At 64.9% G+C, this 22,307-nt stretch carries 24 protein-coding genes and 1 tRNA gene; 13 read left to right on the forward strand and 12 right to left on the reverse strand.

Features of this window, described 5'->3' with window-relative positions:
• The first annotated feature begins 81 nt into the window (after positions 1-81).
• Entirely contained in the window at positions 82-723 is a 642-nt protein-coding gene (locus CH293_RS17960) for a TetR/AcrR family transcriptional regulator (RefSeq protein WP_217900770.1), read from the forward strand.
• Between the two features lie 8 nt (positions 724-731).
• Here CH293_RS17960 and CH293_RS28795 read toward each other — a convergent pair whose 3' ends face one another.
• The 5 genes from CH293_RS28795 to CH293_RS17980 all read right to left on the reverse strand — a co-directional run bounded on the left by CH293_RS28795 (position 732) and on the right by CH293_RS17980 (position 3,945).
• Positions 732-863, reverse strand: a complete 132-nt coding sequence (locus CH293_RS28795; protein WP_369597569.1) for a VOC family protein — start codon at positions 861-863, stop codon at positions 732-734.
• Positions 818-1,366: a VOC family protein gene (locus tag CH293_RS28800; protein ID WP_369597568.1), complete on the reverse strand. Its 549-nt coding sequence runs from the start codon at positions 1,364-1,366 to the stop codon at positions 818-820. The genes CH293_RS28795 and CH293_RS28800 overlap by 46 nt, the downstream gene beginning before the upstream one ends.
• A gap of 54 nt (positions 1,367-1,420) precedes the next feature.
• The gene (locus tag CH293_RS17970) at positions 1,421-2,239 is read right to left on the reverse strand and encodes a shikimate 5-dehydrogenase (RefSeq protein ID WP_094720989.1); all 819 of its coding nucleotides are present in this window, start codon (positions 2,237-2,239) and stop codon (positions 1,421-1,423) included.
• Between the two features lie 16 nt (positions 2,240-2,255).
• Entirely contained in the window at positions 2,256-2,924 is a 669-nt protein-coding gene (locus CH293_RS17975; protein ID WP_176460050.1) for an HNH endonuclease family protein, read from the reverse strand.
• A 115-nt stretch (positions 2,925-3,039) separates the two neighbouring features.
• A complete protein-coding gene (locus CH293_RS17980; protein ID WP_094720991.1) occupies positions 3,040-3,945 on the reverse strand; it encodes an NADP-dependent oxidoreductase in 906 nt (301 codons plus the stop codon).
• A gap of 142 nt (positions 3,946-4,087) precedes the next feature.
• On the opposite strand from CH293_RS17980, the gene CH293_RS17985 reads away from it, so the two are divergent.
• The 7 genes from CH293_RS17985 (at position 4,088) to CH293_RS18015 (ending at position 13,158) form a co-directional block, all read left to right on the forward strand.
• Complete coding sequence (locus CH293_RS17985; RefSeq protein WP_094720992.1) at positions 4,088-6,904, forward strand: DEAD/DEAH box helicase; 2,817 nt, start codon at positions 4,088-4,090, stop codon at positions 6,902-6,904.
• Complete coding sequence (locus CH293_RS17990) at positions 6,904-7,656, forward strand: SWIM zinc finger family protein (RefSeq protein WP_094721021.1); 753 nt, start codon at positions 6,904-6,906, stop codon at positions 7,654-7,656. The genes CH293_RS17985 and CH293_RS17990 overlap by 1 nt, the downstream gene beginning before the upstream one ends.
• 81 nt (positions 7,657-7,737) lie before the next feature.
• Positions 7,738-9,243, forward strand: a complete 1,506-nt coding sequence (locus CH293_RS17995; RefSeq protein WP_094720993.1) for a CoA-acylating methylmalonate-semialdehyde dehydrogenase — start codon at positions 7,738-7,740, stop codon at positions 9,241-9,243.
• Between the two features lie 3 nt (positions 9,244-9,246).
• Positions 9,247-10,386 (forward strand): isobutyryl-CoA dehydrogenase, encoded by a 1,140-nt coding sequence (locus CH293_RS18000; RefSeq protein WP_094720994.1) that lies wholly within the window; start codon positions 9,247-9,249, stop codon positions 10,384-10,386.
• Complete coding sequence (locus tag CH293_RS18005) at positions 10,383-11,480, forward strand: enoyl-CoA hydratase/isomerase family protein (protein ID WP_094720995.1); 1,098 nt, start codon at positions 10,383-10,385, stop codon at positions 11,478-11,480. Before CH293_RS18000 ends, CH293_RS18005 begins: the two co-directional genes overlap by 4 nt.
• Positions 11,477-12,385 carry a 3-hydroxyisobutyrate dehydrogenase gene (gene mmsB, locus CH293_RS18010; RefSeq protein WP_037162317.1) on the forward strand — a complete coding sequence of 303 codons (909 nt, stop codon included), beginning with the start codon at positions 11,477-11,479 and terminating at the stop codon, positions 12,383-12,385. The genes CH293_RS18005 and mmsB overlap by 4 nt, the downstream gene beginning before the upstream one ends.
• A complete protein-coding gene (locus CH293_RS18015; protein WP_037104649.1) occupies positions 12,382-13,158 on the forward strand; it encodes an enoyl-CoA hydratase in 777 nt (258 codons plus the stop codon). The genes mmsB and CH293_RS18015 overlap by 4 nt, the downstream gene beginning before the upstream one ends.
• Here CH293_RS18015 and CH293_RS18020 read toward each other — a convergent pair.
• Both CH293_RS18020 and CH293_RS18025 read right to left on the reverse strand, forming a co-directional pair.
• Entirely contained in the window at positions 13,148-13,999 is an 852-nt protein-coding gene (locus CH293_RS18020) for a hypothetical protein (RefSeq protein ID WP_255122897.1), read from the reverse strand. The two genes, CH293_RS18015 and CH293_RS18020, sit on opposite strands and share 11 nt — an antisense overlap.
• A 77-nt stretch (positions 14,000-14,076) precedes the next feature.
• On the reverse strand, positions 14,077-14,610 hold the full coding sequence (locus CH293_RS18025) for a MarR family winged helix-turn-helix transcriptional regulator (protein ID WP_037104743.1): 534 nt from the start codon (positions 14,608-14,610) through the stop codon (positions 14,077-14,079).
• A 115-nt stretch (positions 14,611-14,725) separates the two neighbouring features.
• On the opposite strand from CH293_RS18025, the gene CH293_RS18030 reads away from it, so the two are divergent.
• Positions 14,726-14,796, forward strand: a tRNA-Cys gene (locus CH293_RS18030).
• Between the two features lie 86 nt (positions 14,797-14,882).
• Here CH293_RS18030 and CH293_RS18035 read toward each other — a convergent pair.
• Positions 14,883-15,380: a MarR family winged helix-turn-helix transcriptional regulator gene (locus CH293_RS18035; RefSeq protein WP_094720997.1), complete on the reverse strand. Its 498-nt coding sequence runs from the start codon at positions 15,378-15,380 to the stop codon at positions 14,883-14,885.
• Between the two features lie 115 nt (positions 15,381-15,495).
• Between CH293_RS18035 and CH293_RS18040 the strand changes: the two genes are divergently transcribed.
• Complete coding sequence (locus CH293_RS18040; protein ID WP_094720998.1) at positions 15,496-16,437, forward strand: NADP-dependent oxidoreductase; 942 nt, start codon at positions 15,496-15,498, stop codon at positions 16,435-16,437.
• Positions 16,438-16,444: 7 nt separating this feature from the next.
• On the opposite strand, the gene CH293_RS18045 is transcribed toward CH293_RS18040, so the two are convergent.
• Positions 16,445-16,921, reverse strand: coding sequence for a DUF1707 domain-containing protein (locus tag CH293_RS18045; RefSeq protein ID WP_255122898.1), 477 nt, complete (start codon positions 16,919-16,921; stop codon positions 16,445-16,447).
• 97 nt (positions 16,922-17,018) lie between these two features.
• Here CH293_RS18045 and CH293_RS18050 point away from each other — a divergent pair, with 97 nt between their 5' ends.
• On the forward strand, positions 17,019-17,582 hold the full coding sequence (locus tag CH293_RS18050; RefSeq protein WP_094721000.1) for a PadR family transcriptional regulator: 564 nt from the start codon (positions 17,019-17,021) through the stop codon (positions 17,580-17,582).
• Here the strand turns inward: CH293_RS18050 and CH293_RS18055 are convergent.
• On the reverse strand, positions 17,548-18,138 hold the full coding sequence (locus tag CH293_RS18055) for a bifunctional 2-polyprenyl-6-hydroxyphenol methylase/3-demethylubiquinol 3-O-methyltransferase UbiG (RefSeq protein ID WP_176460049.1): 591 nt from the start codon (positions 18,136-18,138) through the stop codon (positions 17,548-17,550). The two genes, CH293_RS18050 and CH293_RS18055, sit on opposite strands and share 35 nt — an antisense overlap.
• Positions 18,139-18,210: 72 nt before the next feature.
• Between CH293_RS18055 and CH293_RS18060 the strand changes: the two genes are divergently transcribed.
• Positions 18,211-19,344 (forward strand): 3'(2'),5'-bisphosphate nucleotidase CysQ, encoded by a 1,134-nt coding sequence (locus CH293_RS18060; RefSeq protein ID WP_094721002.1) that lies wholly within the window; start codon positions 18,211-18,213, stop codon positions 19,342-19,344.
• On the opposite strand, the gene CH293_RS18065 is transcribed toward CH293_RS18060, so the two are convergent.
• Positions 19,317-20,549 carry an erythromycin esterase family protein gene (locus CH293_RS18065; RefSeq protein ID WP_094721003.1) on the reverse strand — a complete coding sequence of 411 codons (1,233 nt, stop codon included), beginning with the start codon at positions 20,547-20,549 and terminating at the stop codon, positions 19,317-19,319. The genes CH293_RS18060 and CH293_RS18065 overlap by 28 nt on opposite strands.
• Positions 20,550-20,601: 52 nt before the next feature.
• On the opposite strand from CH293_RS18065, the gene CH293_RS18070 reads away from it, so the two are divergent.
• Positions 20,602-21,456: a TioE family transcriptional regulator gene (locus tag CH293_RS18070; RefSeq protein ID WP_094721004.1), complete on the forward strand. Its 855-nt coding sequence runs from the start codon at positions 20,602-20,604 to the stop codon at positions 21,454-21,456.
• Here CH293_RS18070 and CH293_RS18075 read toward each other — a convergent pair.
• On the reverse strand, positions 21,386-22,306 hold the full coding sequence (locus CH293_RS18075; RefSeq protein WP_141217181.1) for a hypothetical protein: 921 nt from the start codon (positions 22,304-22,306) through the stop codon (positions 21,386-21,388). The genes CH293_RS18070 and CH293_RS18075 overlap by 71 nt on opposite strands.
• Position 22,307 lies beyond the last annotated feature (1 nt).

A 22,307-nucleotide genomic window follows, 5' to 3' on the forward strand; every position in this document is an offset into this window, starting at 1 on the left:
CTACCGTGAATGCGAGCGGTTGCTCGCGTTAAACAATACGAGTGGTTACTCGTCTTGTCCATGGGAAGATTCGGAGATCAGGTGAACAGTGCTCGACCGTCGGCTACCGCCGATACCCCCAAGCGTCAGGAACGCGGCCTGAAACGTATGTCGGCGATTCTGGATGGAGCCGAAGAGTTGTTCGGTGAGGTCGGGTTCGATGCGGCAACCACGAACGCGATTGCAGCCAGGTCGGGTATCTCGCCGGGGTCGCTGTATCAATTTTTTCGAAACAAAGAGCAGATCGCCGAAGCCTTGGCGGAACGGTATGTTGTCGATCTGACTGCGGCGCAGTCGGCCGCGGTGCACCCACCGCCGGATGGCAGTGGCGAGACTTTGGAGGAGTTCGTCGATCGGGCCGTGGACAACATGGTTGCCTTCAACGCCGCCAATCCTGCTTTCTTGCAGTTGTTCTCGCGTGCGGACACTCAGCCTGCGTTGTATGCAGCGGTGGTGCCGCTACAGAACGAACTCGCCGCACGGGTCGAACAGGCACTCGCTGCGCTGGCCCCGGCCCTGAGCACCAAGCGTCTCCGGCTCCATACGTTGGTCGCGTTGCAGATCGCGCGCGGGATGATGCCCGTCATTGCAGCAGAGAAGAAAACCGCCAGAAAGAAGGAACTCGTAACCGAACTCAAAACTGCCCTGATCCGATACCTGACGCCGGTTCTCAGGAACGTCTAGGCCAGAGTTCACGCGACAAATATGCAGAACGGATGACCTGATGGATCAGCGAAGACATAGAGCGGCTCCTCGGCGTCGTCGGTGCGATCGAACATCACCTGTGAGCCGAGTGACTCGGCGCGCTGACGCTGTCGTTGCAGTCCGCGGCGTTGCGCACGGTGAAGTCGAGGTGTATCTGCATCGGAATGTCGTGCGCAGGCCACGTAATTCTCGGCAACAAGTCGACGCGCTGGAACGCTAATTTTCGGACGCCGCTCGCGTCCACAAGCACCAACCACCCTGGCTGGGATTCGGGGGTTTCGGACGGCTCGTCGCCTGCTCGGTGCCTCAAGCTCGAGAGTTGCCGGTAGAACTCGGCAAGTGCGCGAGTATCGGTCGTGTCGATGACAGTGTGCAATAACTCGGGATACGGAGACACTCGTGGCCTCCGTCCGTTTCGTGTCTCGACCGTCCCATAGCGGAGCGCCACTGGCCAGCTTGGTCGGCGGAATCGTCGCCATGGGGTCCATACCGTGAGCAAGGAAAGAAGGGCCGACCCTGATGCCGTGCGCGATGGCCCTCTGCGCTCCGCTGGTAAATCTGCCTTATGTCTGGCGACTGATCTCCACGCCGTAACCAGTCTGCACTGGCCCTCCTTTGTCACCGTCAGTTGACGGTGGGCAAACTGTCCTTTGAATAATCCTGCACGGTCTTCGGGCTAGCTCCGCGAAAACTCCGACGCCCGCTGGATTTGCTCGTCCGTTGGCCGGATGCCGGTGTAGAGGACGAACTGCTCGGCTGCCTGCAGCGCGATCACCTGTGCGCCCGTGATGACGGGCTTGTTTGCGGCCCGGGCTTTCACGATCAACGGCGTTTCCGACGGCATGGCGACTACGTCGAACACTGCGTGGGCGCCGTGGATCTGCTCGTCGGAGTATGGCGAGGCATCGGCGTCGGGGCCGCCCGCCATTCCGACGGGGGTGACGTTGACGAGCAGGTCGGCATGGACGGTGCGGGCAGACCACTCGTATCCGTAGGCGGCGGCCAGAGCCGGACCGGTGACCTCGTTGCGGGCGACGACGGTGCCTCGGGTGAATCCCGAATCACGAAGTGCTGCAACGACCGCTTTGGCCATTCCTCCGCTACCGGTCACCGAGACCGTGTAGTCGGTGGAGAAGCCTGATGACGCAAGCAGATTCGCGACTGCTTGATAATCGGTGTTGTACGCGTGCAGTACGCCGTTCTCGTTGACGATGGTGTTGACCGATTCGATGGCGCTCGCGGAATCGTGCATCACATCGATCGACGCGATGACGTCTTCCTTGAACGGCATCGAGATTGCGCACCCGCGGATTCCGAGAGCGCGGACGCCTCCGATCGCGGCAGCGAGATCCGTCGTCGTGAAGGCTTTGTAGACGAAGTTCAGATCGAGTTCGTCGTAGAGGTAGTTGTGGAAACGCGTACCGATGTTGCTCGGGCGACCGGAGAGCGACATGCACAGTTGTGTTTCACGGTCGAGGAAGCTGCGCGAGGACATCGTTCGGACTTTACTCTCAGCAGTTCTGCGCCACCGACGAGAGCGCGCGCTGGTCCGCCTGTGTGATCGGCAGCGCGTACTGCGCCGCGACGGACAGGTACTTGCCCGCGTAGAAGCATCGGTACGCGGCGTTGGGTGGTAGCCACTGCGCTGGAGTGGAGTCGCTCTTCGACTGGTTGTCGGGCCCGTTCACGGCAAGGAGGTTGAAGTCGATGTCGTTGGCGAACTGGACTCGCTTGTCCGGTGTCCATGCGTTCGCGCCCATGTCCCAGGCCGCGGACAGTGGGTAGACGTGGTCGATCTGGATCTTGCCTGCGTCGGCCTTGACGAATGCGACGGACTCACCGGAGTACGGGTCCGCGAGAACCCCCGACGTGACCACGCAGTTCCGAGTCCCGTCACGGAACGTCACTTCGGTGAGGGAAAGTGCCAGGACGTTGTCGCGGGTACCGCAGCCGTCGTGACCGCCGGGCCCGTCGTAATCGTCGGTCCACGCCGGTCCGAACACACAGCCCTCCCCGCTTTTGCAACCCCGCTCGTATCCCGGGTTGTCGGGCCTGTCCGCGACCACCTGTACCCGCGCAAGTAGATCCTCGATCTGCACTCGTGTGGGACTACCCGGCGCTGGAGGAGGAGGCGAGAAACCCGGAATCGACGCTCTGTCGCAGGACCCGAATGCAGTCATGGCCAGAGCGGCCACCAGCAACAGCAGCGCCACACGCAGCTTCTTCACACACGCCCAATCGTCGAACTCGGTCTATCCGGACACGATTGTGCCGCACCCCACCGACAGTGGTTGCTCAGCCGACTTCGATGACGACCTTGCCGGTCGCGTGGCCGCGCTCCACCGTCGCGAGTGCTTCACCTGCCCGCTCGAGAGGGAAGGTCTGGTCGATCCGAGGTGTCAGCACACCGGTGGCCACCAGATCGGCCACGGCTTCGTAGGCCTCCGTGGTCCGCCTGCGGTGCACGCCCGACCCGCCCAGCGACGTCGCGAGCACGGGATCCGCGACGCTGACGACAGGTGCGTCGGGCTTGGTCAGCGATACCGCCGATTTCAAGGTGTCCCCGCCGACGAGATCGAAGATGCCGTCCACCACGGTGTCCACGGCGTCGGCGAAGTGTTCGCCGGAGGGGACGAAACGAGCCCCGAGGCCTGACACCCACTCCTGCTTGCCCGTGCCGGCCACGCCGATCGTGTTCAGACCGCGCGCCTTGGCTATCTGCAGCACGGCGGAACCGACCCCGCCGCCCGCGCCGAGTACCAGCAACGTCGAACCGCTCGCGAGGCCCAGCTGGTCGACACCGTCGTAAGCCGTACCTGCCGCGACCGGCAGCGTGGCGGCTGCGGCGAACGTCACGGCACCGGGCTTGTGCGCGGCGCTGGACGCGTTCAACACCGTGTACTGCGCGTACCCGCCGTGACCGGCCGCGGTGGATCCGAACACTCGATCGCCCACCGAGAAACCGTCCACATGAGTACCGACCTGGACCACCGTGCCGGACACCTCACGGCCGAGAACTGCCGGTAGGGACGTGTGCACGGTGTCCTTGCGGTTGCCGGCTCGCACCTTCCAATCGGCAGGGTTCACCCCGGCTGCATGCACCGCTACCAGCACTTGTCCCTGTCCGGGGTCTGGAATCGGCACGTCGAGGAAATACTCGGTTTCGGGACCTCCGTACTCACTGAACCCATAAGCGATCATTCATCCACTGTGCCAAATGTCCGGTAGTCGGTGGGTGAGGTGTGCTATTTCTCGCCCGTCGGCGTCGCACGAACCCCGCGCACGGCGCGGCAACCGGCACACCACGCCCATCCGTAACCGAGCACCCTGGTTGGATGGACGAGTGCTTCACGGTCTCTGGTCTCCCGGCAGCGGGTTGGCACTGTGGGACGACGAGGTCACCACCGGTACGGAGCCCGCTCTACCTGCCGCGCTCGCGCAGGTACTCGGCAGACCGTTTCGTCACCGAGTCGAGGTCACGTTCCCGCCGACCGATGGCGGGCTGCCCCCGACGGCCAGCGTTCCCGCGATCGCGCTCGTACCGTTCAATGCTGCCGACCTGCTGCTCAGGATCACGCCGCATCCGCTGATCGCAGGTGATCTGCAGTATCTGGCGCACGTCGCGCACGGCATCGAGCGGTGGGTGCGCGCAGGCAGAGTCGTACCCTCGCTCGTCCGACTGGAAGGGACGTGGTGGCCGAGGTGGCGTCTGGTGGGCGGGGAGCGCCAACGGGCCTGGGCCAGCGAACTCGCCGCGGCCATGCCGTCCGTGCAGCGTGCGGGCCACAGACCCAAGGCAATCCTGGACGACATGCTGGCCGAACTGACCGATCCCATCGTCAGGTCGGTGCTGGGCAGACCCTATCCGGAACATCCGCTGCTGTCGGCCCTCGTTCTGGACGACCCCTACGTGGAAGGCACTCAGCAAGCGTCGACTCTGCTGGAGAAGTGGCGGGAAACCCTCACCGTCGACGAGCCGTCGCTGGTTCTGCGATTGCTCGAACCCACCGACGACGAGCCGGAAGATTCTGCGGATTTCGGCGAAGCGTTCTGGACCTTGCAGGTATGTCTGCGCGCCGACGGCGAAGCGCCCGTGCCGGTTCCGATGAACCGCCGAGTCGACGCGACCCTGCTTTCCACAGCCGTGCGCAAGCTTGGCGAGGCCGTGGCGGCGTACCCGCGGCTGCGGGATCTGCCGTCGGAGGACGGTACGCTCGATCTCCTGCTGCCCACGTCGGTGGTGATCGATCTTGTCGAGCACGGTGCGACGGCACTACAGGCGACCGGAACGACGGTGCTGCTGCCCCGGGCATGGACGCGGCTGGATCCGTCGATGCGCTTGCGGGTGGAATCGCCTGCGGTGACCAAGGCCGCCGCCGACCGAGCCGTCGGCATGGAGGAACTGGTCTCCTACGACTGGCAACTTCAGCTCGGCGACATGGTCCTCACCGAGGCCGAGATGAATCGCCTGGCCGTGTCCAAGGGTGACCTGGTGCGTCTGCGCGGGCAGTGGGTGCTCGCCGACGGTGGTCAACTCGCCCGCGCCGCCAAATACGTCGCCGAGCACCACGGCGACGGGACCCCGCTCGGCAAGTTGATGCGCGAGATGACCCTTGCCGATCCGCCTCCGGCGACCGTTCAGGACATCCGGGCGACGGGATGGGCGAAGGCGCTGCTCGAGCCGGGAGCGAGCCCGGAGCCGATTCCGCTTCCACCGGGCGTGAACGCAACTCTGCGGCCGTACCAGCAGCGGGGTGTGGAGTGGCTGGCGTTCATGAGCAGGCTGGGACTCGGAGCGGTACTCGCCGACGACATGGGGCTCGGCAAGACTCTGCAGGTACTCACCCTCCTCGCGCACGAACGGAGTACGACGCCGACGCTCCTGGTGGCGCCGATGTCGGTCGTCGGAAACTGGCAGCGCGAAGCCGCGAAGTTCACCCCCGGCCTACGCGTGATGGTTCACCACGGTGCGGCGCGGTTGAGCGGTGACGAGCTTCGAGATGCCATTTCCGCGCACGATCTCGTCGTGACGACGTATGCACTGATGGCGCGCGATCGGGCGCAGTTGGCGGAGCGGACGTGGCGTCGGGTCGTGCTCGACGAAGCGCAGCACATCAAGAACTCCGGTACGGGACAGGCGAAGGCGGCTCTCGCCATTCCGGCCGAGCACAAGATCGCCCTGACCGGAACTCCCGTCGAGAACCGACTGGACGAGCTCCGCTCGATCCTCGACTTCGCCAACCCTGGAATGCTGGGCAGACCAACGGATTTCCGCAAGCGCTTCTCCGTTCCCATCGAACGCGAAAAGGACGAGAACGCGGTGACGCGCCTGCGCGCCATCACTTCTCCGTTCATTCTCCGACGGGTCAAGACCGATCCCGCCGTCATCTCCGATCTTCCGGAGAAGAACGAGATGACGGTGCGCTCGAACCTCACCGCCGAGCAGGCGGGCCTGTACAAGGCCGTCGTCGACGAGATGATGGCCCAGATCGCCGACGCCAAGGGGATGAAGCGCAAGGGCGCGGTGCTGTCTGCGCTGACGAGGCTCAAGCAGGTGTGCAACCATCCAGCGCACTTCCTGTCGGACGGCTCTCCGGTGCTCAAGCGCGGGCACCATCGTTCCGGAAAGATCGGCCTCGTCGAGGACATGCTCGATTCGATCCTCGGAGAGAACGAGAAAGCGTTGCTGTTCACGCAGTTTCGGGAGTTCGGCGACATCGTCGCGCCGTACTTCGCGGAAAGGTTCGGCACCGACGTGCCGTTCCTGCACGGCGGCGTCACCAAATCGAAGCGTGATGCGATGGTGGAGGCCTTCCAGACCGACGGCGGCCCACCGATCATGATGCTCTCGCTCAAGGCAGGTGGAACCGGACTGAACCTCACCGCGGCCAACCACGTCGTGCACCTCGACCGCTGGTGGAATCCGGCGGTCGAGAACCAAGCGACCGACCGCGCCTTCCGTATCGGCCAGCGCAAGAACGTCTCGGTGCAGAAGCTGCTCTGTGTCGGAACGGTCGAGGAACGCATCGATTCGATGCTGCACTCCAAACAGGACCTCGCGAACCTCGCCGTCGGCACCGGTGAGAACTGGGTGACCGAGATGGATACCGCCGAACTACACGAACTGTTCCGTCTCAGCGAAGACGCGGTAGGTGAGTGATGGTCGACTTCAGTCAGTACGGCAAGCGTCGGAAAGCCAAGGGCGGCATCGAGGCCCGCAACAAGCGAGGCGCATTCGGTCAGACCTGGTGGGGTAGGCACTTCGTCACCGCCATGGAGGACCTGGCCGATCCGGGCAGAATCGCCCGTGGCCGGACGTACGCGCGACAGGGGCAAGTACTCAACCTCGGTGTCGAACGCGGCCAGATCTACGGCGAGGTCCAGGGCAGCCAGCTGGAACCGTTCTCGGCGTCGATCACCGTCGATCCGCTGACCGACGGTCAGATCTCGGCGCTGATGAGCCGCGTCGCATCCAACCCCGGAATGTTGGCCGAACTGGCGTCCAACTCGATCCCACAGGCACTGGCGTCGATTCTTCTTCCGCACGACCGCGGTCAGCTGGACTTCGACTGCACCTGCCCGGACGACGGTTGGCCGTGCAAGCATGCGGCCGCGTTGATGTACATCGCCGCCGAACACGTCGATGCGTCCGCCGCGACCATTCTGACGCTCCGCGGCGTCGACCTGGATCAACTGATCGAGGGTGTCGGTGACGGCGACGACGAACTGAATTCCGGAGACTGGTTCGGGGACGACGCCAGGCTGCCCGCTCTTCCGAAACCGACGTCGGCGCCGGCGATGGACGACCTGGACCCGCTGATCCTGCGCAAGGTCTTCCGAGCCGACGGGTCCAACGAGGCCGAGGTCAGCCGCGCTGTTGCCGAGCTGCGGGCGCTGTACGACAGGCTCTGACCCGCTCACGTGCTGGACATACGTGGAAGTCCGACTATAGGATGAGCACACTTCATTCTCGTACCTGTTAGGACGGATTCCATGGCTCGCGAACTCACGCATTTCATCGGCGGCAAGCACGTTCCCGGAGAGTCGGGGAATTTCGGCGACGTGTTCGACCCCAATACCGGCGAGGTTCAGGCGCTCGTTCCGCTGGCCAGTGACGCCGAGGTCGAGGCGGCCATCTCCGACGCCGAGCGGGCCCAGCGCGAGTGGGCGACGTGGAACCCGCAGCGCCGCGCCCGTGTGCTGATGAAGTTCCTGCAGCTCATCAACCGCGACATGGACGAGCTCGCTCGCTTGCTGTCGAGCGAGCACGGCAAGACCATCGCCGACGCCAAGGGCGACATCCAGCGCGGCCTCGAGGTCGTCGAGTTCGCCGTCGGCATCCCGCACCTGCTCAAGGGTGAGTACACCGAAGGCGCGGGCGGCGGAATCGACGTCTACTCGATGCGGCAGCCGCTCGGCGTCGTCGCGGGTATCACCCCGTTCAACTTCCCGGCGATGATCCCGCTGTGGAAGGCAGGCCCGGCCATTGCGTGCGGCAACGCGTTCATCCTCAAGCCGTCCGAGCGTGACCCGTCGGTACCGCTCAAGCTGGCCGAGCTGTTCCTCGAAGCCGGTTTGCCGCCGGGCATCTTCAACGTCGTCAACGGCGGCAAGAACGCCGTCGACGTGCTGCTGAACGACGATCGCGTCAAGGCCATCGGCTTCGTCGGATCGACTCCGATCGCGCAGTACATCTACGAGGAAGCCGCCAGGAACGGCAAGCGCGCCCAGTGTTTCGGTGGCGCCAAGAACCATGCTCTCGTCATGCCCGACGCCGATCTCGACCAGGTCGCCGACGCCCTCCTCGGTGCCGCCTACGGCTCCGCGGGCGAGCGCTGCATGGCCATCTCGGTTGCCGTTCCTGTCGGTGAGGAGACCGCCGATGCGCTCGTCGCCAAGCTGAAGGAACGCGTCGCGACCCTGAAGATCGGCCGCTCCGACGACGAGGCCGCGGACTTCGGACCACTCGTCGGAAGCGACGCGCTGAAGCGGGTCAACGACTACACCCAGATCGGCATCGACGAAGGAGCCGAGCTCGTCGTCGACGGCCGGGACTTCGTGCTCGAGGGCCACGAGAACGGATTCTTCGCGGGCGCAACGTTGTTCGACAAGGTCACCACGGACATGCGCATCTACAAGGAAGAGATCTTCGGACCGGTCTTGATCGTGGTGCGCGCCAAGGACTACGAGGACGCACTGCGTCTACCGACCGAGCACGAATACGGCAACGGCGTGTCCATCTTCACTCGCGACGGCGACACTGCTCGCGACTTCTGCTCGCGCGTGCAGGTCGGCATGGTCGGCGTCAACGTCCCGATTCCGGTGCCGATCGCGTACCACACGTTCGGCGGCTGGAAGCGCTCCGGCTTCGGCGATCTCAACCAGCACGGACCGGACTCGGTGCGCTTCTACACAAAGACCAAGACCGTCACACAGCGGTGGCCGTCGGGCACCAAGGAGCAGGCAGCCAACCACTTCGTCATCCCCAACATGGACTGACGCATGTTCACACTGACCGAAGACGAAAAGGCGATCAACGAAACCGCACGGGATTTCGCCGACGAGTTCCTCGCTCCCGATGCAGTCGAGTGGGACCAGAACAAGCACTTTCCGGTGGATGTGTTGCGCAAGGCGGCCGGTCTGGGAATGGGCGGCATCTACATCGGTGAGGACGTCGGTGGGTCCGGCTTGACGCGGCTCGATTCCGTGCGCATATTCGAGCAGCTCGCGACGGGTGATCCGTCGATCGCGGCCTACATCTCCATCCACAACATGGTGACGTGGATGATCGACACCTACGGTAACGACGACCAGCGTCGCCAGTGGGTGCCGGGATTGTGCTCGATGGACCAGCTGGGTAGTTACTGCCTGACCGAGCCCGGTGCGGGGTCCGACGCGGCGGCCTTGAGTACCAGGGCTGTTCGCGACGGAGACGAGTATGTGCTGAACGGCGTCAAGCAGTTCATCTCCGGTGCGGGTACGTCGGACGTGTACGTCGTGATGGTCCGGACGGGGAGTACGGGCCCCAAGGGGATTTCCGCGATCATCGTGCCCAAGGATTCGCCCGGCCTGTCCTTCGGGGCCAACGAGAAGAAGATGGGGTGGAACGCCCAGCCCACACGCCAGGTCATCTTCGAGGACGTTCGCGTCCCGGCCGCCAATGTCCTCGGTAACGAGGGCGACGGTTTCCGCATCGCGATGAACGGACTCAACGGTGGTCGGCTCAACATCGCGGCGTGTTCGATCGGTGGCGCTCAGTCCGCGTTGGACAAGGCCGTCGCATATCTGTTGGAGCGAAAGGCGTTCGGAGCTCGTTTGCTCGACGCCCAAGCTCTTCAGTTTCGTCTGGCCGACATGAAGACCGAACTCGAAGCTGCACGCACCATGCTGTGGCGCGCCGCCGATGCGCTGCAGCAGAACGCGCCGGACAAGGTGGAACTGTGCGCGATGGCGAAGAGATTCGCCACCGACACCGGATTCCAGGTTGCCAACGATGCACTCCAACTTCTCGGTGGCTACGGTTATCTCGCGGAGTACGGAGTCGAGAAGATCGTCCGCGATCTTCGTGTGCACCAGATCCTCGAAGGAACCAACGAGATCATGCGAGTCGTGGTGGCTCGCTCGATAGTGGGAGCAGCATGACCGAGGCAGTGACCGGATCCGAACCAGAAGTCCTGTTCGACGTCCGCGGTGGGGTCGGCCGGATCACGCTGAACCGCCCCAAGGCCATCAACGCGCTCAATCACGCCATGGTGCAGCAGATTGCGCCGAAGCTCGAACAGTGGGCTACCGCCGACGATGTCGACCTCGTACTGCTCGTGGGAGCCGGTGAACGTGGCCTGTGCGCGGGCGGCGACATCGTCTCGATCTACCACGATGCGAAAGAGGGCGGCAACGGTTCGAAGGACTTCTGGCGCGACGAATACATTCTCAACGCGGCGATCGCCCGATTCCCGAAGCCGTACGTCGCCATCATGGACGGTGTGGTCATGGGCGGCGGCGTCGGGTTGTCCGCTCACGGCAACGTCCGAATCGTCACCGAGCGATCGAAGATCGCGATGCCGGAAGTCGGGATCGGGTTCGTCCCCGACGTCGGCGGCACGTTCCTTCTCGCGCGGACGCCAGGAGAACTCGGCACCCACCTGGGCCTGACGACGGCGCGCATGGATGCAGGCGACGCGATCGCCGCCGGATTCGCGGACCACTACATGCCGTCGGCGAATCTCGAGAAGTTCTTCGACGCTCTCGAATCCGGTGAATTGTCCGACGCTCTGGACGAGTTCACCGAAGAAGCACCTGCGTCGACTCTCGATGCATCGCGTGAGTGGATCGACAGGTACTACGCAGGAGACAGTGTCCAGGCCATCGTGGACGGACTGCGCGGCAGCGGCGTACCCGACGCAGAGAAAGCTGCGGCCGACATCGAATCGAAATCGCCTGTCTCGCTGAAGGTGACCCTGCGCTCGCTGCGGCACGCGGCCACGGCGTCGTCGCTCGAGGAGGTGTTGAACGAAGAGTATCGAGTCTCGCTCGCGAGCCTCGAATCACACGATCTCGTCGAGGGCATCCGTGCGCAGGTCGTGGAGAAGGACAGAAACCCGAAGTGGTCGCCTGCGACGCTCGCAGACGTGACCGACGCCGACGTCGATCGGTACTTCGCATCGTTGGGTGACAGGGAACTGGGGCTGGAGTGGAGCCTGCAGAAACGACCGATGGGACTGGAGAAGAACGCATGAGTGAGAAGACGATCGGCTTCATCGGTCTCGGCCACATGGGCGGCCCGATGGCGGCTAATCTGGTCAAGGCCGGGTACACGGTGCAGGGTTTCGATCTGGTCCCGGCAGCGTTGGCGCAGGCCGAGTCCGACGGGGTGACCGTCGTCGACTCTGCGGTGGCAGCAGTGAAGGATGCGGGCATCGTCGTGACGATGCTTCCGAACGGGCGGCTTGTCCTCGATCTGTACAAGGATCTGCTGCCGGCGGCGGCGCCGGGCACGTTGTTCATCGACAGTTCCACGATCGATGTCGCCGACGCCCACGCCGCGCACAAGCTGATCGACGACGCGGGCCATCGCGGCCTCGACGCGCCGGTGTCCGGCGGAGTCGGCGGGGCGGCCGCGGGAACGTTGACCTTCATGGTCGGTGGCTCGGAGGAGGACTTTGCTTCGGCAGCAGTGGTTCTCGATGTGATGGGCCGCAAGGTCGTGCACTGCGGGCAGGCCGGTAACGGCCAGGCCGCCAAGATCTGCAACAACATGATCCTCGGCGTGTCCATGATCGCGATCAGTGAGGCGTTCGTGCTGGGGGAGAAGCTCGGACTCAGCAATCAGGCTCTGTTCGACGTTGCGTCGACGGCGTCCGGTCAGTGCTGGGCGCTCACCACGAACTGCCCGGTTCCGGGCCCGGTCCCCACGTCGCCGGCGAACAACGACTACAAGCCGGGCTTCGCCGCAGCCCTCATGGACAAGGACCTCGGTCTCGCTGCCAACGCGTTGCGCGACAACGGTGTCGAGGGAGTCCTGGGGCTGCAGGCCGCCGAGATCTACGCGAAGTTCAAGGAGACGTCCGGCGGCGGTACCGACGTCGATTTCTCCGGCATCATCAACGACATTCGTGAGCGTTCGACGGGAGCAGCGCAGTGACTGACTTCGAAACCATTCTGCTCGAGCGTCGTGGACGGGTCGGCATTGTCACTCTGAATCGGCCGAAGGCATTGAACGCGCTCAATTCTCAGCTGATGCACGAGGTCGTCTCGGTCGTCGAGGAACTCGATCGTGACGAGAACATCGGCGCCATCCTCATCACCGGTTCGGAGAAGGCGTTCGCTGCCGGAGCGGACATCAAGGAGATGCAGCCGAAGTCCTACATGGACGTGTACCTCGACGACTTCTTCACGGCATGGGATCGTCTGGCCGCGGCCAGAACACCGATCGTGGCGGCGGTATCCGGCTATGCGCTCGGCGGTGGGTGCGAACTCGCGATGATGTGCGACGTCCTGATCGCCTCCGACACCGCGGTGTTCGGTCAACCCGAGATCAAGCTCGGTGTCATTCCCGGAATCGGTGGTTCGCAGCGTCTTACCCGCGCGGTCGGCAAGGCCAAGGCGATGGAGATGGTGCTGACCGGGCGAAACATGAAGGTCGAGGAAGCCGAGCGAGCCGGCCTTGTCTCGCGCATCGTCCCAGTAGCCGACCTGCTCGAGGACGCCATCGCCACCGCGACCACGATCGCGGAGATGTCGCTTCCTGTCGCGATGATGGCGAAGGACGCCGTGAATCGGTCGTTCGAGTCCTCGCTCGCCGAGGGAGTCAGGTTCGAGCGTCGCCTGTTCCATTCGACGTTCGCGACCGAGGATCAGAAGGAAGGCATGGCCGCGTTCGTGGAGAAGCGTCCGGCCAAGTTCGTCAATCGCTGAACTGCTGATCGGTTGCACCACTGATCGTGGACAGCAATGCGGCTCCCCGGGCTGAAACCAGCTCGGGGCGCTGCGGCACCACCGTGCGCAGGCGCAGGCGTTTCTCGAAGGCCGCGCCGATCGACGTGACGTTGGCGCCCCCACCGAGCAGGACGATCGACGCAGGTTTGGTGCCGGACAGTTCGATCGTCTGTTCCACCACCATCGTCGCGTAACGCACCGGACCGGCGATGATGTCGTCGAAGTCCCCTCGCGTCAGTACGTGGTGGCCCGCGCCGTCGCGATCGCGCGCGTTCACCACACCGCCGTCACTGAGCCGCTCCTTGAGTGCGCGGGACGAGTCGATGTCCGTCCGGACTCCGTGGTCGGCGAGATGTCGGCGAACGAGGTGGTCCAGGTCGTCACCGCAGAACGTCTCTGTTCGACGCGCGGCGACGGTGTGGCCCGCGGCAAGGTCGAGCACGGACACCGTCATACCAGTACTCCCCAGATCGCACAATACTGTCGAGCCGTGCGCGGGAACGGTTCCGGTGAACCGAAGGTAACGCAGCTGCGCTGCGGTTTCGTGGACGAGTTGGGCGTAGCGCGGATCACGGTGGGCGCTGATGGCGTCGGCTTCCTCGGCCAATCGGTACGCGATGGCCGAATGCTGCACCGGCAGAGACAATTTGGCGGCGATGGTGTGCAGGGCGGACACCCCGTCGGAGATCGTGGAGACCAACGACTGACCTCGTCGACGACGCACGGTGCGCGACGCCACCGGCGCTCGATGAGGACTGTCGAGATACGTCAGGATTGCGCGCGCACCGTGTGCACCCGCGCCTACACCCACAACCAACACTGCTTTGCTCCAACCTGGGAGCGGCCCCCGCCACCCCCAGTGCCCATTTGATCATGAAACGGGTGAGCGAGCGCGATTCACCAGGCCGCAGCGGCCCCGTCGTCCTCGAAATCGCCAGCGGTGCGCCTCAGTTCGGCCAGGATTCGCACCAGCGACGTCAACCGATCCTTCGCCAGACCGGGCTTGCCGAACACCTGCGCATTGAGCTTCTCGGTGGCATCGACTGCCAGTTCGCGGCCGCTGTCGGTGATTTCGACGAGGGTGGTGCGTCGGTCGCTCGGATGCGGCGTCCGGCGCACGTAGCCGGCGGTCTCCAACCGATCCACCGCATTGGTGACACTCGTCGGATGGACCTGCAGGCGCGCACTTGCTTTTGCCATCGGGATCGCACCGGTCTTGGTGAAGGTCAGCAACGTCAACAACTCGTAGCGAGAGAACGTCAAACCAGTCGGCTTCAGCACTTCCTCGACCCGCGCAAGCATGATCTGCTGCGCACGCATCAACGACGTGACCGCGGCCATCCCGTCGGCGACGTCGCCCCATCCATGCTTGGTCCACTGACGATGGGCCTCTGCAATGGGATCGAGTGGAAGCGGCGACGAAGCAGACATGCCCTCCATCCTCCCATGGCATCCGGCCTGGGCGCCGTCGTCTGCCGTGTCTTTGAAATCACGCTGAGCAGAACGATGGTCACATCGGGTTCACTGGGGCAATCTTGTCCTCGATGCGGGTGTGGCTGAGTGGCTAGGCACCGGCCTGCAAAGCCGTTTACACGGGTTCGAATCCCGTCGCTCGCTCGAAGGAACCGCCAGGCGTCATGCCTGGCGGTTCCGCTTTTCTCACCTTGCCTCGTCCGCCGGCTCATGCTTCTCGCTGGTTCTGCTCAGCGCTTCCGGCGTGCTGCCGCCGAGCGTGGGGGTGCTGTCCGCATGTGATCGCGGACCGGCGACAGGAGTTCTCCGAGCGCCCGGGTGTCCGACGGTGACAGTGACGAGAACAGTTGTTGCTGAACGATCTCGACGTGGCCGGGAATCACCTTGGCGATCAACGCCCGTCCGGAGTCGGTGACCGTGACGGCGACGCTGCGTTCGTCGTCGGGCGACGGTCCGCGGGACACGAGCCCCGCTTTTTCGAGCAAACCTGCCTGGTAGGTCAGTCCGCTACGGCTGTAGACGACGCCGTCGGCGAGGTCGGTCATGCGTTCGCTGCCCGACGGCGAGTCGAGGGCCAGGCGAGCGAGCAACTGGAACTGCACGTAGCTGAGGTCTCCGTCCTCCCTCAGTTGCTGCTCCACCGCGTGACGCAGCAGGCCGGCGACCTCCATGAGCGAGAAGTACGCGCCGAGTTGAACGGAGTCGAGGGCGGGCGGTTGTTCCGGCATGAGGCCACTCTACAACTGCTTCGGATTCGAAAGACTTGCTTCGAATTCGCAACAATGCTAGCTTTGCGGTGTGCTTCGAAATCGAAGCACTTCGAGTTCGAGGAAAGGCAATACCATGAAGGCCATTCGCTTCCACCAGTACGGCGACGCCGATGTTCTGCGGTACGAGGACGTCGAGACTCCCGTTCCCGCAGCCGGCCAGGTTCGAGTTCGCGTTGCAGGCACCACCTTCAACGGTGTCGACGGAAGTATCCGGGCGGGCAACATGCAGGAGCCGATGCCACTGACACTGCCGCACATCCCGGGTGTCGATGTCGCAGGAACCGTCGACGCGCTGGGCGACGGAGTCGACAATCAACGAGTCGGGGACCGAGTGATCGGATTCCTGCCGTTCGTCACGGACGGTGCGTCAGCAGACTTCGTGGTCGTCGACGCCGACGCGCTCGCTCCGGCGCCGACGTCGATTCCGCTCGCCGATTCGGCAGTGCTCGGCGTGGTTGGACTGACTGCGTGGCAGGCTCTGTTCGATCACGCCGAGCTGAAGCGCGGACAGCGCATCCTGGTGAACGGCGCGAGCGGAGCCGTCGGTGGTTTCGCAGTGCAGTTGGCCCACGAGGCAGGCGCGTACGTCGTCGCGACGGGTCGTGCGTCGGAGACGGAGCGCCTGAGGAAGCTCGGTGCCGACGAGGTCGTCGACCACTCGGCGGTCGACGTCGTGGTCGCGCTGACGACGCCCGTCGACGTTCTGGTGAACTTCGCGCCCATCACGCCGGACCTGTTCGGCGCCCTGGCAACCCGAGTCGCGGACGGCGGCGTGGTCGTCAACACCACGGTCTGGATGCCCGCGCCGAGTGACGAGGCGCGCGGTGTTCGCGGCATCGACATGTACCTCCGCAGCGACGCCGCGCAACTGTCCGAACTCTCGACGCGTGTCGACCGAGGCGAGCTCGTCGTCGACGTGGCCGACCGAGTTCCGCTGCGCGACCTCGCGACGGTGCACGCCCGCGCCGCAGCGGGGAACCTGCCGGGCAAGGTCGTCGTGATTCCCGGTTCGTGACGTCGTGTCAGCGACTGGTGCAGCCCATCGGCATGCCGGTGACCCGGTGCAGTGCCAGCATCGCTCCCCATGGACCGATGACCCATACCGGCCAGGGGTAGAGGAAGTTCCCGGTGGCGACCGAGGTGACGGCCCAGATGGTGAGGCACAGGACTCCGACGCTCGCCCACGTCAGCAGTTCGCGGCTCATCGGTGGGCGTTGCGGGGACTGCGGCTCGATCGGTGTCGAGGCAACCGGTGTCGAGGCCACCGCTTTCGAGGCCATCTGCTTCGAGGTCGCAGGTGCGGGGAGGTCGCGGAACACGTCGTCGAGGTCGGCGTGCGTGACGGCGGCGTAGGCCTGGGCGGCGCGTCCGTCGAAGTCCTCGATCGTCAGGCGGCCGGACGCTACGTGGCTGGTCAGGAGGTCGACGGCGGTGTCGCGGTGCGCGTCGGACAGGCGGGTGTTCGAGTTCGTTTCACGGACGTTCGGTTGGTACGGCATCTGCACTCCAACTCCGGACTGACGTTCCATTGTGGACTGTCGGTGTGTCCAGCATCGACCTACCACTGTGGAATGTCAAGGTGTGGGAGCATGACGTGTGCCCGAAACACCACCGTTGAACGCGACCGCGGCGTCACTGCTCGGGTTTCTGCATCGCGGCCCCATGACCGGCTGGGACCTTCATGCCACTGCCGTTGCCTGCATCGGCGGCTTCTGGACCGTCACGCGGAGTCAGGTGTACCGAGAACTCGCGGCGCTGACGAAGCGAGGCTTGGTCGAGGAAGGCGCGGTCGGTGCCAGGGCTCAGAAACCGTTCACCATCACCGACGACGGGCGGGTCGAGTTCGCCCGGTGGATCGATCGGGCTCCCGGTGAGGAGAACATCCGACACCCGCTGTTGTTGACTTTGGCGTTCGGCGAGCATCTCGCCCCGGGGCGGGTGGCGGGGATACTGGCCGACCACCGACGTCGGCACGCAGACACCCTGGCTCGCTATCGGGAGCAGCGCGCCGTGTCGGACGGCGCGACTGTCTTCGACCTGGCCACATTGGATTTCGGGATCAGGTACGAGCAGGCGACACTCGACTGGTTCGATGCACTACCCGACCAGCTTCAGGCCGGGAGCTTCAGGCCAGGAGCTGAGCCGCCCGCGCCACGGTGACCGCCCAGTCGGAGTCCGATCGCCACGGCCGCAAATCCCAGGTGCCGAAACGATGTTCGACGATAAGGCCGGACGCGGCGAGATCGTCGTCGAACTGTCCCACGGTGTACTCGCGATCGGTGGCGAACCCTGCGACGAACACGCCGCCCGGCGTGAGATGCGCTGCGATCCGCTCCACCGCAGTGCGTTCGGTCCCGGGCTCCATGAACACCATCACGTTCCCAGCCGCGGCGACTGCGTCGAACGTCCCACCGAGGTCGAGCTGGGTCAGATCGGCCTGGTGAACGGTGATGTCGGGGTTCAGGCGGGCTGCATCGACGAACACGGGGTCGAGGTCCACTGCGGTCACCCGATGTCCGCGACGGGCGAGCTCCGCGCCGAGACGCGCTGTGCCACAACCCGCGTCGAGGACCGAACTGCCCGGCGCAAGCAGCGCGTCGACCATCCGTGCCTCACCGTGCATGTCGACGCCGCGAGCCTCGAGGCGAGCGAACCTCTCGACGTATTTCCTGGACTGAGCCTCGTCGTTCTCGGTCTGCCAGCGTGTCGGAGCCATGGTGGACACTCTAGGCGGCCGCTGCGCACACCTCCGCCACACGGTCGAGCGCAATCGTGCAATGGTGAACCCGTGAGTGCATCTTTTACACCCGAAGACGACGCGCGGTTCGCGGCCGACGTTGCGCAGGCTGCGGGCAGAGTGCTGCTCGACATTCGTGCGCGCGAGAACGGAACAACGGAAGGCCGCGAGCTCGGCCGCCTCGGAGATGCCGAGGCGAACCAGCTGATCCTGGCCAGATTGAGTGCCGATCGGCCGGGCGACGCCGTGCTGTCCGAGGAGTCCGCCGACGATCCGGCCCGGCTCGACGCGCAACGCGTCTGGATCATCGACCCACTGGACGGGTCACGTGAGTACGGCATCCAGGGGCGCGCGGACTGGGCCGTCCACGTCGGACTGTGGGAGGCCGGGAAGGGGATGACCGCGTCCGCAGTCGCCCAACCTGCTCTCGGAGCCGTCTATTCGACGGTGAAAACGGGGCAGCGAGCACCGTCGAGCGGCAGGCTGACCCTCGTCGTGAGCGACAGTCGTCCGCCCTACTACATCGAAGCGGTCGCCGGCGACGTCGGTGGAGATGTCGTCACGATGGGATCGGCCGGGGCGAAGGCGATGGCCGTCGTCCGCGGGGACGTCGACGCGTACGTGCACTCGGGCGGTCAGTGGGAATGGGATTCGGCTGCGCCAGTGGGCGTTGCCCTCGCGGCAGGCCTGCATTGCTCACGCATCGACGGAACGCCGTTGCTGTACAACCAGTCTCATCCCTACCTCCCGGATCTCCTGATCTGCCGCACCGAACTCGCAGAGTCGTTGCTGGCGAGCATCGCTCGGCATGCGACGAGGAAAGCAGACACTGGGCGCGTCGCGATGGCACGCGAATACATCAAGGCCTTGACGAGTCACGACGCCACCAAACTACGCCTCGCGGAAGGATGTCGACGCGTCGAGAACGGCGACGTCACCGGGGAGAGCGGGCAACACATTCGGGACGACCTGGAACAGTCGTCGCGGTACCGTCGCGTCACCGCAGTACGTGACGTGGACATCGAGGAGTGGGAGTCCTTCGTCGTCGCACGGTACCGAATCGAACTGGACGACAACACGACACTGTCCACGGTCGAACATTTCGCCATACCCGCCGGCGACATCACGGCCATCACGACGATCGTCGTTCCGGATCGTCAATCGGTCGATCCCGCGGGACCGTAGCCGGTCGAATGATCTGCGTCGTCGACGAAAAGCAAGCCGTCGTTGTCGACGAGGTGATCGGGGTCGAGCGGCGCATAACCGAACCACGGTGACACGCGGGCGTCGGGGCGCTCCGTTCCCAGTGCTTCGGACAGGGTGCGCGTGTCGACGAGGCTCCGCCCGGCACGCAACGAAAACAGATGGCCCTCCACGGTGTTCGGCAACGGCGGGCCGACGTCGTGGCGCTCGATCGTGCCGACTGCGGTCGGCAGAAAAGCGAAGTCGGCGCCGAGCCGGGCGTCGACGAGGGCGCCCGCACTCCACCATTCGATCGAGCCCTGCCACATCTGCATGCTGCTCTTCCAGCGTTGGAGGTGGCTGTTGTGCGCCGATACCAACGTCGGTCCCCGCTCGGCGAGTGCCAGGAGGTTCTCCGCCATCATGGAATCTCGTAGGCTGCACAACCTTGTCATGCGTGCCGCGGAGCCGTCCGCCATCCAGTAGTGGTAGCGCAGTAGACCGATGGCGGTCCGAGCACACAGGTGTGCGTCGAACCAGGACTCGCGGGCCGTCACCGCGCGGAGACGTGGCGCCTGCATATCGAGGAGACTCGCCAGATCGTCTGCGACGAGCCGCAATTCGATGGCTTCTGCACTGCGTCCGAAGGACCGTGACGGGGAGTGCATCGCATCGGGATCGGTCCATCGCTCGTCCGGACCGAGCAACCGATCCAGAGTCTCACCGATGACGGGAATCAGATCCGATTGCACCCAACGGGCGAGGTAGGCATGGAGTTCGGTGAGTGCGTGCCGTGGGCTGGCTGCCGACGCCATCTCCAGCGGTGCATCGAAACCAGCGAATCGGACGGCCTCGGAGACCGGGTGCCGACGGTTGTGCTCACGCATCCACTGCACGAGCTGCCGATTTCCGTCCAACGTGCCCCATTCGTGGCTGAAGCCGTGTGTTAGAACGTGATCGAGCGTGCCGACGCCGCTCACGACGTAGTCGTCCACCAATCGACCCATCAGGCAGTCGCTTTCGATGGAGATGGTGCGGTAGCTCTCGTTCTCGACGAGTTCGCGGAAAAGGTCGTTCCGCAGTTCCAGGAGTCCATGAGCGCCGTGGGTCGGCTCTCCGACGGCGAGCAGTTGCGGCCGGGTACCCAGCAGTTGGACGAGGGAAGACCCCTGGGCTGGATGGACGACGTGGTCGATAGAAGCAGGCATACAGTGAACGCTATCGTTGAACCGTCCTTTGAAGCTTTGAAAGGATCCTGCCATGTCGACCACCGAAAAGCCTCGATTGCGTCCCGTCGACCTGGCTCGCGAACACGGGATGTCGACGCAGGCTGTGCGTAATTACGAGGATGCCGGAATACTTCCCGCGGCCACGAGAACCGAGCACGGTTATCGGACGTACACGCCGATGCACGCGCAAGCCTCGAGGACGTTCCGAGCTCTCACTGCGGGGCACGGCCACGCGATGTCGACGGCCATCATGTGCGCCGTTAATTCCGGTGACGTCGGCTCCGCGCTCCAGATGATCGACGACGCACACGTACAGCTGCGCGAAGAACGTGCAACCCTGCGCTCGGTCGAACATGCTCTGGCAGGAGTGGAGCCTGCAGGAACGACTCGAGGGGGAGTGGAGCCTGCAGGAACGACTCGAGGGGGAGTGGAGCCTGCAGGAACGACTCGAGGGGGAGTGGAGCCTGCAGGAACGACGCCCGCCGGGTTGTTCATCGGCCCGCTTGCTCACAAGCTGGGTGTCGAGCCCGCGACCTTGCGCAAGTGGGAGCGCGCGGGGTTGGTGAGACCCCACCGTGACAGGAAGACGGGGTATCGCGTCTACGCCGAGTCCGCGGTACGCGACGCGCAGCTGACCCGGCAGCTGCGGCGAGGAGGGTTTGCGCTGCGCCAGATCGCGCCGTTGATCGCCCACGTTCGGAGCGCGGGCGGCGTGGAACCGCTTGCGGATCTGATGGACGACTGGCGCGGCCGGATCCATGCTCGCGGGCGCGCGATGCTGACCGGTGCCGCGGAGTTGGACAGGTACCTCGTGCTCAGGAATCCTGACGGTCCAGTTCGTCCAGAGCTGCCCGTTGCTCCGCCGTCCGTGCCTGTGCATCGGTGAGAATCCTTCGTAGACGGCGGGATTCGCGCTCGGTCGACTTCTCGTCCTTTCTGGCGTCGGCTTCGTGCTCTTCGGCATCGTGCAACTCGGAGCGCAGCTGAGCCAACCGCTCCTTGATCTCGGTCAGCCGGGTCGACGCCGCCTCGGCTGCGGCGTCGGCGACAGCGGCGGCGTTCTCGGCTGCCTGCTCGTCCTCCCGAGCCTCCTCGAACCGTTCCCTGGCCTCGTCGAATCGCTTCCGAGCCTCCGCTTGCACCTCCGCGGCCCTGGCGGCTGCCTCTGTGTCCTCCTCGTGCGTCGCCTCGTCCGGCTGCTCGGATTCGGCAGTGTCGGTGGATGTGGTCGGTTCCGGGGCCAACGACAGCACGGCGGGGCCGAAGCCGCTGTAGGACTCGGCCGTCACCACTCGTCCCGCGCGTACACGCTCGGCGACATCGGGATCTGCGAGTGCGGCACCGAGGGTCTGACCGACTTCGCGGGCCGCGTCCTCCGTGGTGGTCCGTCCGCGATCGGCGGCGATCTCGACGGCACGGGCGGAGAGGGCGCGGATCGATTTCTGACGGTCCGCCGACAGTTCTCTGAGGTCCCCGGCGGCCGATCGGCGCTGGGCGTCGCGAAGCCTGTCGCCGAGGTCGAACAGATCTGCCACGTCCTCGGGTTCTTCGCGGACCAGGAGATTGACCATCCATCCGACGGTCGTCGGCTTACGGAGCTTGGTGATCGCGGCCGCTAGTTTGCGGTTGCCCGAGTCCTTGGCGGCGGCAGCAGCGGATGTGCGAGCGGCGACGAACTCGGCCGGATCGACGGAATACAGCTCGGCTGCAATGTCGTCGAGTTCGGCGGAGGACATG

The organism is Rhodococcus sp. 14-2470-1b (assembly GCF_002259415.1).
In the GTDB taxonomy this organism is placed as follows: Bacteria; Actinomycetota; Actinomycetes; order Mycobacteriales; family Mycobacteriaceae; genus Rhodococcoides.